13 protein-coding genes and 1 pseudogene are annotated in these 11,581 nt (G+C 54.6%); 3 read left to right on the top strand and 11 right to left on the bottom strand.

What is annotated here, in order from left to right; translation table 11 throughout:
• A pseudogene (locus tag JWR17_RS20435) lies at positions 1-127 on the bottom strand (AraC family transcriptional regulator); the annotation flags it as partial.
• Between the two features lie 137 nt (positions 128-264).
• On the opposite strand from JWR17_RS20435, the gene JWR17_RS20430 reads away from it, so the two are divergent.
• Together JWR17_RS20430 and JWR17_RS20425 are read left to right on the top strand one after the other, a co-directional pair.
• A complete protein-coding gene (locus tag JWR17_RS20430; RefSeq protein ID WP_299834225.1) occupies positions 265-1,008 on the top strand; it encodes an SDR family oxidoreductase in 744 nt (247 codons plus the stop codon).
• An 18-nt stretch (positions 1,009-1,026) separates the two neighbouring features.
• The gene (locus tag JWR17_RS20425) at positions 1,027-1,428 is read left to right on the top strand and encodes a VOC family protein (protein ID WP_299834222.1); all 402 of its coding nucleotides are present in this window, start codon (positions 1,027-1,029) and stop codon (positions 1,426-1,428) included.
• 353 nt (positions 1,429-1,781) lie between these two features.
• On the opposite strand, the gene bdcA is transcribed toward JWR17_RS20425, so the two are convergent.
• Positions 1,782-2,495: an SDR family oxidoreductase gene (gene bdcA / locus JWR17_RS20420; RefSeq protein ID WP_299834221.1), complete on the bottom strand. Its 714-nt coding sequence runs from the start codon at positions 2,493-2,495 to the stop codon at positions 1,782-1,784.
• Positions 2,496-2,566: 71 nt separating this feature from the next.
• On the opposite strand from bdcA, the gene JWR17_RS20415 reads away from it, so the two are divergent.
• Entirely contained in the window at positions 2,567-3,157 is a 591-nt protein-coding gene (locus JWR17_RS20415; RefSeq protein WP_299834220.1) for a TetR/AcrR family transcriptional regulator, read from the top strand.
• 331 nt (positions 3,158-3,488) lie between these two features.
• Here JWR17_RS20415 and JWR17_RS20410 read toward each other — a convergent pair whose 3' ends face one another.
• The 9 genes from JWR17_RS20410 to JWR17_RS20370 all read right to left on the bottom strand — a co-directional run bounded on the left by JWR17_RS20410 (position 3,489) and on the right by JWR17_RS20370 (position 11,445).
• The gene (locus tag JWR17_RS20410) at positions 3,489-3,914 is read right to left on the bottom strand and encodes a hypothetical protein (RefSeq protein WP_299834218.1); all 426 of its coding nucleotides are present in this window, start codon (positions 3,912-3,914) and stop codon (positions 3,489-3,491) included.
• Positions 3,915-3,927: 13 nt separating this feature from the next.
• Positions 3,928-4,872, bottom strand: coding sequence for a LysR family transcriptional regulator (locus tag JWR17_RS20405; protein WP_299834216.1), 945 nt, complete (start codon positions 4,870-4,872; stop codon positions 3,928-3,930).
• A gap of 123 nt (positions 4,873-4,995) precedes the next feature.
• Positions 4,996-6,117, bottom strand: coding sequence for an aminotransferase (locus tag JWR17_RS20400; protein WP_299834214.1), 1,122 nt, complete (start codon positions 6,115-6,117; stop codon positions 4,996-4,998).
• Between the two features lie 95 nt (positions 6,118-6,212).
• A complete protein-coding gene (locus tag JWR17_RS20395; RefSeq protein ID WP_299834213.1) occupies positions 6,213-7,172 on the bottom strand; it encodes an ornithine cyclodeaminase family protein in 960 nt (319 codons plus the stop codon).
• A 100-nt stretch (positions 7,173-7,272) separates the two neighbouring features.
• Entirely contained in the window at positions 7,273-7,995 is a 723-nt protein-coding gene (locus JWR17_RS20390; protein WP_299834211.1) for an ABC transporter permease, read from the bottom strand.
• 5 nt (positions 7,996-8,000) lie between these two features.
• Positions 8,001-8,699: an ABC transporter permease subunit gene (locus JWR17_RS20385; RefSeq protein ID WP_299834209.1), complete on the bottom strand. Its 699-nt coding sequence runs from the start codon at positions 8,697-8,699 to the stop codon at positions 8,001-8,003.
• A gap of 113 nt (positions 8,700-8,812) precedes the next feature.
• Positions 8,813-9,586: a transporter substrate-binding domain-containing protein gene (locus tag JWR17_RS20380; RefSeq protein WP_299834207.1), complete on the bottom strand. Its 774-nt coding sequence runs from the start codon at positions 9,584-9,586 to the stop codon at positions 8,813-8,815.
• Between the two features lie 43 nt (positions 9,587-9,629).
• Positions 9,630-10,424, bottom strand: a complete 795-nt coding sequence (locus JWR17_RS20375; protein ID WP_299834205.1) for an ATP-binding cassette domain-containing protein — start codon at positions 10,422-10,424, stop codon at positions 9,630-9,632.
• Positions 10,414-11,445 carry a succinylglutamate desuccinylase/aspartoacylase family protein gene (locus JWR17_RS20370; RefSeq protein ID WP_299834203.1) on the bottom strand — a complete coding sequence of 344 codons (1,032 nt, stop codon included), beginning with the start codon at positions 11,443-11,445 and terminating at the stop codon, positions 10,414-10,416. Before JWR17_RS20370 ends, JWR17_RS20375 begins: the two co-directional genes overlap by 11 nt.
• Between the last annotated feature and the right edge of the window lie 136 nt (positions 11,446-11,581).

Raw genomic sequence — 11,581 nt, 5'->3', positions numbered from 1 at the left:
ATACGGCCGCCAGCATGTGCTCGGGGATCTTGCCCTGAACCATGGCTACGCGTGGGATGCCCGTTTCGGTCCGGCGATTTTCAGCGCCGGCGGAAAGTGATCTAAGTTCTTTGAGTTGATTGTCCATGTCTCGCATGCTGAAGGCAGAGCGTACCCGGTGCAAGGGAAAAGCAGAAACAGGCAGGTTTCGAGTAGGAACGGGTACGACCCTCCTGGCATGGATGGTTACTGTGGAGTCACATTCAAACCACAGAGGAACTGAACATGGGTGTAATCGTGATCACAGGCGGCAGCCGCGGAATCGGTGCCAGTGCCGCCGAGCATATTGCCCAAAAGGGTATGGGTGTCATCTTGACCTATAACGCCAACCCCCAGGCGGCTGCTTCGGTTGTGGACCGCATCGAAAAAGCAGGTGGCACGGCCGCCGCGCTCAAGTTGGATGTGTCGGACGTTGGCAGTTTCGAGACATTTCGAGAATCAGTGGTGGTGGCCTTACGGGAGACGTGGGATACGACCACGCTGAGCGGCCTGGTCAACAACGCTGGCTATGGCCTGTTCAACCCGTTGGTCACTGTCAGCGAGGCGCAGTTCGATGACCTGTTCAAAGTGCATCTCAAAGGCCCGTTTTTCCTCACTCAGACCTTGCTGCCGCTGCTGGCCGAAGGCGCCAGTATCGTCAATCTGACCAGTGCCACAACCCGCGTAGCTACCGCAGGCGTTGCGCCGTACGCAGCGTTCAAGGGCGGGCTCGAAGTGCTTAGCCGTTACATGGCAAAAGAGTTTGGCGAGCGGCGCATACGGGCTAATGCCGTGTCACCTGGTGCGATTCGTACCGAGTTAGGTGGCGGCTTGAATGATGAGTTCGAGGTGATGCTGGCGGCGCAGACAGCGCTCGGCAGGGTGGGGGAGCCCGAAGACGTCGGGCGGGTCATTGCCATGCTGCTGTCTGAGGAGGGCGCATGGATCAATGCTCAGACCATCGAAGTTGCCGGCGGCTACACCATCTGAACAAGCGAGGGCTACACCATGCTCGATCATATTTTTCTGTCTGTAAGCGATATTGCACGCTCCGTCGATTTTTACACGGCTGTACTGGCTCCGCTGGGCATCACTGCGCGCCTGGATTACGACGGCAAGAACGGCCCGACCGGGCATCCAGACCTCAAGGGCTTTGGCGCCAACGGCCGGATGTTTTTCTGGTTGCGTGAGGGCGTTGTTGAAGGGTGCGTTGTGCACATAGGTTTTGTCGCGAACAGCAAGGCTGAAGTTGATGCTGCCTATGCTGCGGCCATGCAGCTGAATGCGGTAGACAACGGCGCGCCTGGGGCACGCTTGCACTACGACCCGGACTACTACGCCGCCAATGTGCTGGACCGGGATGGCTACAGTCTGGAATGGGTCTACAAGAAATGGCAGCACGTCCAATGACCGAATCAATTCGGGAAGCAGGGGCTGCGGTCTACCTGGATCCACGGGCAATCTGAAGGAGGACAACTTGTTGGCGAGGCATACCTTGCGGTGCAACGGGTACACCGCCTCGCCGACAAGTTGGCTCCTAGAAAGGATGTACGAATAACCGGCAAACGCCGCTGCCTTCGATGCCTGAATACTGACCAGATGGCCCGCAACGATATGCGCGCGAGCACTGAAGCGGAAGATTTGACCCACGCCGATGCCGCTCAGTAGCACCTCGGTCAATTCGGTGCTTTCGCTCACGTTGACGGCACCTGACCGTTTACCTCATGTTGCTCGCTACCTGTTCTCCGGCTGCGTGGGATCGGTCAGGCGCCGAACGCACCGTCGATCGTGTGCATTGCCCCCGTTACAAAGCCCGCTTCCGGCCCGGCCAACCAAGCTACCATTCCCGCCACCTCCTCAGAACGACCGTGGCGCTTGATCGCCATGAAACTATGCATCAGGTCCTTCATCGGGCCGTTCGCGGGATTCGCGTCAGTGTCGATCGGTCCCGGCTGCACGATGTTGATCGTGATTCCACGCGGGCCGAAATCCCGTGCCAGTCCTCGTGCCATCCCCTGCAGTGCTGATTTGCTTAATGCATAGGACGCCATACCGGGCAAGGGCATGCGGTCACCGTTTACTGATCCGATCACGATGATCCGCCCACCTTCCGGCATCTGCCGCGCCGCTTCCACCGATGCGTGGTATGGAGCGTGCACGTTGATGCGGAACAGGCGATCGATCGCATCTGGGTCCTGCTCCAGCGCGTCGCCGAAGATGGCTATGCCGGAATTTATCACCAGCACGTCCAATGGACCGCTATCTCGAACCCGGGCGATGACTGCATCCCGGTCAGCGCTATCCGTTGAGTACGCGCTGCTGCCTGTTTCGATGGCAAGAAGCTGCGCCGCCTCCGGCGAGCCCGAGTACGTAAACGCCGTCTTCGCGCCGTCAGCCGCAAAGCGCCTTACGATCGCGGCGCCAATACCCCGGCTCCCGCCAAGCACCAGTACCGACTTGTTTTTAAAATCCGACATGATCACTCCTTTTGATTAATGTAGCTCATGCTACAATATCCCCCCTTTGAGCTGTCAAGGATTTTGTAATCGTGACTACAAATAGTCTGCCAGCGCGCGGCCGGCCTCGCCAGTTCGATCCAGATGAGGCGGTAGCGACTGCTCAGCGCCTGTTCCATGCGAAGGGCTACGACGGCGTAAGCGTTGCCGACGTGACCAAAGCACTTGGCATCAATCCGCCCAGCTTCTACGCAGCCTTTGGCAGCAAGGCCGAGTTGTACGCACGCATTCTCGATCGTTACGCTGTAACCGGAGCCGTCCCTCTATTGCAAATTCTGAAGGCAGACCGGCCTTTGGCTGTGTCGCTTGCGGAGTTGTTGGAGCAGGCCGCGCGCAGCTACGCCGCCGATTCCACCGCCACGGGCTGTATGGTATTGGAGGGCACACGGTGCAACGACCCGCAGGCGCGTGTTGCCGCCTGCGGCTTCCATGTTGCTGCGCAAAATGTCATTCGAGACAGCATCGCCGAGCGTCATCCGCTGGAGGCAGATCGGCTAGCGGATTTTGTCTGCACCACCATGGCCGGTCTCTCGGCCAGTGCGCGCCATGGACAAAGCCTGGACCGCCTCTTGGCTACCGCACGGCTGGCCAGCGTGGCGCTCGCGCAGGTGCTTGCTGCTTGAACTGCTCGAAATGGCGGGCAATGACCCCATAGCTGACCTTAAAAGAACCGTCTGTAGGAGCTGCCGACGACTGCGATCAAGTCCGTATCCTGCAAAAGCTCGGGCCCGCTTCGCAGGCCATCGCAGCCTCCGGCAGCTCCTACATATTCGTCAAGGCTGCTTTTGGCCGAACAGTTGCCAATACACAACTCGCTGAGTTTCAGCCAGATTCGCCCCCAACAGCACATTGCCGTGGACGGTGCTAAGACCCGACGCCATCTTGGGTCCGAGCCTGGGCTCACCAATGAATCTGATCAATGGAATGACCGTCTATGCAGCCGTCTGTCGCGAGTTAAATGTAACCCTGCGCTACCCAGGAACACAACAGGCGTGGAACGCGCTGACGCAGTCGACTGACGCTGGAGTCCTTGGCCGCGCGACGTATGGGTGCGGATTTTTGCAAAGAATGTGGAAGCAGCTCTAGAGGCCAGTTTCGTTTCGCCGCGAAACCCTCAAGGCATAATGTTAAATCCTGTTCAACCCAACAAACGAACATGCCTCCTTTCTTTAACTGCGGGTGGGTGAACGATATGCTTATTTCTTTCTGAGATTGAATTAGTTCAGACGGACGAACGCATTCAATGATAGAGAAGAAACCATGTGCTGTGATGCTTCGCTCTTTTACTCTGTAATGAAATCCTTGCGTCACTTCATCCGACACATCACTCGCGTCAAACAGCTGCTTCAAGGCCAATAGCTCGATAGTATCGAGGTGCATGTATCGCTCCACATCAAGTGCCGACGTCGTGTTCTTCCTGTCTAATGGTCTCGGCTGTTTTGACAAACGCTGCTACTAATGGCATGACGACCCCATCGTCATGATAAAGAAGACGAATCTTTGACACTTTGCGGATGTTAGCCGGGAGTAGGGGCCGCATTTCGCCAGCGGCGACCCAGCTGATTGCATAGTGCTGGGGCAAAAACCCAATGAAGTTTCCGGTCAGGATCAGCATGGCGATCCCTTCGGAGAATTGCCCGCTTGCCGCCGGGGTGAAACCGATCCGGTTTTCATTGCGCAACTCAGCTTCGGAATAAGCATGCTGAGCAAATCGCTGATCATTCAATAATTCAAGTGTGATGTCGCTTTCGTCGCGATCAAACAAAAAATGGTTTTTCCCGCAGTAGAGGTAACTGTGCTCGGAAAATAGAGGCAGGCTTTTCGCACCCTTTATAATTCCCCTGTCTGTGGAAAAACCAACCTGCATTCGCCGGTCTGCAACACATTGGTCAATTTCTGCGGACGAGGTCGTGATCATCTTAATTTTGACCTCGGGAAAATCCGTTGAAAAGCGAGTAAGTATCTCCATTATTAGCGATTTTCGACTGGTGATCAGTGTATCTATACTTCCGATATGCAACGTTCCCGCTGGGTGCGTTTGCAGGGCGTTCAGTTCTGTGCGAAATCCCTCCAATGCGCTGAACATCTTGCCGCTGGCATCGTAGACGAGCTGTCCCTCAGCCGTCAGCGAAAACCCGGAGCGCCCACGGTGGCAAAGCTGCACTCCAAGGCGAATTTCCAAGTCGGCGATTTGCTTACTGATGGCTGACTTGGTCATGTTGAGTTCGATTTCAGCCAAGGAAAAACCGTTGCAATCCGCTACTGCGCGAAATGTGCGGACGAGCTTAAGATCGAAGTCGGAAATCTGCCCCCAGAACAGACGAGCCGGAAGGGTCATGGAGCACTCCTGAAAGAAAGCAACAGTGGAATTGTTATGCTACTGAAAGTCTACAAGCAAGCGCGCAGCCTTGGTCAACGGACCTGGATGAAAGCTTGTCATCCGGTCCAGCCCGCCAATCTTTTACCGGACTTCGCGCAGGAACTCGGAAACTTTGACCAAACCAACTTTTAGCACGTCCGGGTTGTTGGCGTAGCCGATGCGCACATAGCCTTCGATGTCCATTGCGCTGCCGGGGGTGAACATTACCCCCTTGGCCTCGAGCAACTGGATGCAGAGGTCCCGTGAGGACAGCTCGGTATCGATTTTCAGCAGGGCAGTGGTGCCCGCTTTCGGCTTGATGTAGGACACTCGTGGTTCTTGCGCTACCCACACATCCAGCGTTGCCAGGTTGGAACGCAGCAACCCATGGGCGCGGGCCAGAATCTTGTCGCGGTTTTCCAGCGCGATGCTGGCGAAGTGATCGTCGAGCATGCCGACGCTAATGGTGTTGTAGTCGCGGTGTATCGACACCGCCTGCAGCAGCTCAATCGGCCCGACGATCCAGCCCAGGCGCAGCCCAGCCAACGAGTAGGTCTTGGACATGCTACCGGTACTGATGCCTTTCTCGTACAGGTCGGCGATGGACACGCTGAAGCCGTCGCCGGTCTGGTTGGTGCCGCGATAGACCTCGTCGCACAGCAGCCAGGCATCGACGGAACGTGCGATTTCGACAATCTGCTCCAACAGGCCGCGGTCCATTAGCGAGCCGGTCGGGTTGTTCGGGTTGTTCAGGGCTATCACCCGGGTCCCGGGGCGGATCAATTCGCGTAGTTCTTGCAGGTCTGGCAGGAACGCATTTTGTTCCCGCAGCTGCAGAATCGATACTTCGGCGCCGTAGCTCTCTGGAATTGAGTGGTGCTGCTGGTAGGTCGGCCCCACGGAAATCACGTGATCACCTCGCTCGACCAGGGTCTCATACACTAAGGCGTTGGCGCCGATGGCACCGTGGGTGATGACGACGTTCTCGCGTTTCTGTGTTTCGTACAGCGAGGCGACCACATTGCGCAGGCGGTCGGAGCCTTCGATAGCGCCGTAAGTCATTTTCATCGGTAGCAGTTCCGACAGGATGGTGTCCTTCTTGTCCGCGAACTCGAGCAATTGCTCAAGGGTGATGGACTCAACGCACGTTTCCGCCAAGTTATAAACGCATTTGGTCTCGTAGTAGTTCATCCAGATTTCTACACCGAACTCTCTGATTTTCATTTTATCTTTCTCGTAGTTAGATCGCCATAAGGCATCGCAGGCATGAAACGGAGCGGCCTGCCTTGGACTTAGTTGTTCAGACTAAGATGGAGAGCTCACTCCCTTTTCGACGTCAGCTCTTGGAGGACTGCTTTGGCGATAGCAATGTCCTGGACGGCCACTCCCGTTAGATCAACCAGCGTAATCTGTTCATCGGATGTGCGCCCCAGCGCTGTCCCGGAAAGAACCGCGCCCAGCTCAACCACATTATTTCTGTGCAAATAACCGGCTTTGCAGGCTTGATATATTTCGCCCCGGTGCGCACTTTGCGCGAGACTGTCAGCCACTACTACATTTGCAAATTCGAGGATCTCGGGTGCGATCTCATTTTTCTCGGCCGTGTCTGATCCCATCGCGGTTATATGCGTTCCGGGTCGAATCATGGACAGCGTGAGAAGCGGCGCTTCAGCTGCCGTAGTCGTGACAATTAACCTGGCGCGCTCACATAATTCGTCAATGGAATCGGAGATGGCGACCCGGAACCCCATAGCCTCAATGTCCGAGGCTGCACTTTTGGTGGCTTCAGCGTCGCGCCCCCAGATAAGCAGATTCCGGCACTCAGTCACCCGACGCAGGTAGTCCGCTTGCATGCGAGCCTGTACCCCTGAACCAATGATCCCAATCGTCTTGAGTTTTTTCGGAGCCAGTGCCATGGCGGCTACTGCACCGGCGGCGGCGGTACGATGGTTTGTCAGCTCCCCCTCTTCAAGCAAGACGGCATCAATTACACCCGTTTTTTGACTGAGCACTATCATGCATCCGCCGAAAGGCGGCAGACCAATAGTTGGATTCTTGAAGAAACCAGTGGCTAGCTTCACCACGCAGACATCGTCGTTTTTAATGGCACCGTACTTGATATGAAGTTCTCCGGCGTTCTCAGGAAACAGAAGTTCACCAATAGGGGGGACTTCGACGTCACCGCGGGAGAATGCAATGAATCCTTGGGCGATTTCATCGATAACATTCACACGTGGTAAAACAGTGTCGATTTCTGCACGCGTATAAATATGTGTCATGGAATGACCTCCGCAAAATAAAGTAATGGTGTGTTAAAAACAACACGAGTAAACGCATCGTTTGTTCGGATAGTTAACGGTTCCAGCAAAAACTGATATTTTATCTCAGGTGTTTAAGCATACGAGTTTCCAAAAAGCGAAAAACGTGCGTAATGATAAAGACTATCGTCATAAAAATAAGCGCTGCGGTGATGAAACCTTCGTAGGCCAGATAGTACTTACTGTTAAAGCTTCGCGCCGCCCCTAGCACATCGATGACTGTGACGGTACTTGCAAGCACGGTTGAGTGCAGATCGAATATCACCTCGTTGCCATAGGCGGGCAATGCTCGACGGAACGCGCTCGGTAGGATAACGCGGCGTAACGTCAGTACCTTGTTCATTCCAGCCGCCGTCGCAGCCTCTATCTCTCCACGCGGTGTTGCTTCGATCGCACCGCGCAATATCTCCGCCGTGTAGGCAGATGTGCTGATGGTGAAAGCGATCAGCGCGCACCACCACGGCTCTCTCAGTATCGACCAAGCGATGGAGTCTCTGACATACTCAAACTGCGAGAGGCCATAATAGATGACGTACAGTTGAACCAACAACGGTGTGCCCCGCACCAGATAGATAAAGCCAAACACAAGGGGATTCAAAGCCGGAATACGTACAGCACGGATGATTGCTAATGGAACAGCCAGTAATCCACCCGCCACTAGCGAAACGATCAGCAATATAAGTGTGTTTGTTAAACCCTCCCAGAACAGGTGCCAGTTCGCTAGAACAAGGTAAAAGTCCAACGGCGATACGTCTGAAGAGAATTTTCGGATTATTTCAAGCACGTCTGTCACCGCCAAATTCCCCTAACGACACCGCGGTTATTACGACGCTCCAGGACCCGTAGTCCGACATCAGAAATAACCGTCAAGATAAGGTAGACGGCCAGCGCTACCAGCATAAAGGTGAAGGGTTCCCGGGTCGCGCGACCTGCGGCAAAACCATTGTAAACAATGTCCTCCAGTCCGATGACTGACACCAGGGCAGTTGACTTCATCAACGTCAACCAGTTGTTTGTGAAACCGGGAAGGGCGAGTCGAACAAGATGCGGCCAAATGATACGCCGGAACAAAACACTTCTGCTCATTCCAAAAGAAACGCCAGCCTCGATCATCCCGACTGGAATCGCCATATAAGCCCCACGAAAGGTTTCGCTCATATAGGCGCCGTACACAAACCCGATGGCGGTGACACCAGCGACGAACCGGTTTAACTCTACGTAAGACCAAAGACCCGTTACGCTTCCAAAGTAATTCAGGGCCATTTGGCCACCGTTATACAACAACAGCATAACTACCAGGTCCGGGATCCCCCTGACGATGGTCGTATAACCGGATGCAGTTTTCTTCGCTAACGCACTCTTCGACTTGCTGGCTAGCGCACCTGCCAAACCGAGGGATACTGCGACTATTACCGAGCATATGCTCAGTGTGATCGTGACCAATATTCCCTTTAGCAGGAACGGGCCGTACGCAACAATGTGATCCACGGTGCACCTCCAAAGCCTGCCGCCCACTTGACCATCAATTTTTGAGATTTCAGGCAGGTTTGTTTTTCTGAGTGCCACAACGGGACGACAACGCTCAATCCCGTTCGAGTGGCTTACTGGCCGTAGATGTCATAACCGAAGTACTTTGCTTCGATCTTGTCGTACGTCCCATCCGCTCGAACTTCCGCGATCGCTTTATTGAGAAGCGTCTTAAGCTCGACATCATCTTTGCGCACGCCAATGCCAATGCCTTCGCCAAAACATTCCTTGTCCAGCACGGGTTCACCGATGAACGCGTAGCCAGCGTCGGGGTTTTTGCGAATTAACCCAAAGTCTGCCTGTACGGTCTCACTGAGGATCGAATCCAATCGTCCAGCGTGCAGATCAAGGTACATATCTTCAGCGGAAGGATAGATGGAGACTTTTGCGTCCGGGTAATGCTTCTGAAGATAGCACTGCGCAACGCCCGCCAAAGTCCCAAGCCTGACGCCACCCAGATTTGAGGCAGAGCGGTCAATCTTGAAATCCTTTTTTGCAACAAAGCGAGCGGGTGATTGGTAATACTTATTGGTAAAATCTATACGCTTCTTTCGCTCTTCAGTGATGGTCATTGAAGCAAAAATGCCATCGAAGCGCTTGCTCAGTAGTCCGGGAATCATCCCATCCCAGTCCTGCGCCACGAACTCGCATTTGCGATGGATTTTTTCGCACATCGCCATGCCCAAATCAATTTCCCACCCGATAATGGTGCCGTCCGGGGCTCTCTCATTGAAGGGAGGGTAGGCCGCCTCAGTGGCGAATCGAATGACATCGTCGGCTGCGACGACGCTGAAAGAGGCGAAGATCATCACGCTCATCAAGGCTACTTTTCTTACAGATGCGATCATTTGAATCCCCATTTTCCAGTGTGCAAATCTGTTCTTAGCGTGACTAGCGTTGTGTCCGGGCCAGGAATTGGCGAAGGCGGGCAGACTCAGGCCTAAGCATTACTTCGTCGGGGGAGCCTTCAGCTTCTGTCCGGCCCTGGTCCAAAAAAACCACACGATTGGAAACGTCCTGGGCGAACCCCATTTCATGGGTCACCACGATCATGGTTCTGCCTTCCTCAGCCAAATCTTTCATCACCTTCAGAACCTCGCCGACGAGTTCCGGGTCCAGGGCAGAGGTGGGTTCGTCGAACAGGATGACGTCAGGATTAACCGCCAGAGCCCTCGCTATGGCTACGCGCTGCTGCTGACCACCCGACATATGGGTCGGATAGAAATGTCTACGGTCAACCAAACCGACACGCTCAAGCAATCGCTCGGCGATGTCTTTGGCTTTGTCAGGAGGCATGCCCAACACGTGAACCGATGCTTCCATTACGTTTTCCAGCGCCGTCATATGTGACCAAAGATTGAAACTCTGAAATACCATGGACACGCGGGTTCGAAGTCGCTCAATCTGTTTTCTATCTGACGGCTCCAACTGCTGATCGCGATTGCGCCGGGTCTTAATCACCTCCCCGCTTACCGATACGATGCCCTCGCTGGGAAATTCAAGAAAATTCAGACACCTTAAAAAAGTGCTTTTACCTGATCCGCTTGCTCCGAGGATTGAGATGACATCGTGCTTGTTCGCGGTCAGCGAGATACCTTTCAGAACCTCAAATTCACCAAAGGATTTGTGAATGTCTGTCGCCGAGAGCTGCGGTCGGATTGACCCGTCCTGAGGATCAGCTTGCATGGGCCACCTCCTCATGGGCGCCGCACAACTTGCCAACCTGAGCCAAACAATCCCCAACCTCGATACAAGGACGGGTTCTCAGGGCGAGCACTTTTCCAGGCAGTTTGTTGATCACCGGTTTTGGCGGGGCCGTCAGGTCATAAAAATCAAAAATGTGCCCGATGAGATCCCCGGGACCGATCATTGCACCGACAGCAACGTCGGCTTTGAACAGCCCGGTACATGTGGAAAAAACGAACGCATCAGGTTCGTCCACATCGTAAATGTGGCAACGCCGATCCGCAGGCGGGAGCTGGGATTCCGGTGTCAATCCGACGTGAGCGAGAAAACGTCTGATGCTCAGTTCACATGCTTGCAAAATCGTTTCGGACAGCAGGGCACCGCCGCCGCCAAACTCAGCGCTGACCCCAATGACGTTTTTGCGAAGCATCGCCCCGTCAAGTGAGGATTCGAGCCCCATATTGCTTTCGGCGGGCAACAGCATGCCGGCCTCAAGACCGAGCGCATGCAGGAGATCAAGCCTTTTTTTGTCGTCCGGTTCCGACCCTGTCGACGTCGTCAGCGCGACAGTTTCATAGAGCAGCGAGCTTCCACCGCTGTGAATATCGTAGGCAAAACTGCAATGTTCCAGCAGTTGGTTTTCTATCGCGCTTGCTATTGCAACCGTAGGCGAACCCAGGGGGTCTCCCGGGAACACGCGATTTAAATTCAACTGGTCGATTGGCGAAACACGTGAAGATGAAATGACCGCAGGTGCGTTTACCATTGGCAGAATTAGCAGACTGCCGCTGATGTCATCGCGAGCGAGGTCCAGGCACAGTTTTCTTAAAGCGATCTGACCTTCAAATTCGTCACCGTGCACTCCCGCGCTAAGAAGCGCCCGGGGACCCTCGCCGTTGCGGATATAGACGACGGGAACGATGATCTTGCCGTAAGCCGAAACATTAGTGGAATGCGGGATTGCCAGATGGCCGCACTGTTTCCCGTCCAGGGAAAAATCGATCCCGATCAACGCTGCCATTGTTTACTCCCAAGGGCGAGTGCCCAGCCGAGCGCTGTTTCGACATAGTCAAAATGGCTATTCAAAGTGATGTTTCGGGATGCCCGGCATCGGTTCAGAGAGATGCCTTGATGGCATTTAGTCCCTGATCGATATC

The sequence above is a fragment of the Pseudomonas sp. genome (assembly GCF_028293835.1).
Taxonomy (GTDB): domain Bacteria; phylum Pseudomonadota; class Gammaproteobacteria; order Pseudomonadales; family Pseudomonadaceae; genus Aquipseudomonas.
The sequence above is the reverse complement of the archived record's forward strand: the minus strand, read 5'-3'. Positions and strand labels throughout refer to the sequence as shown.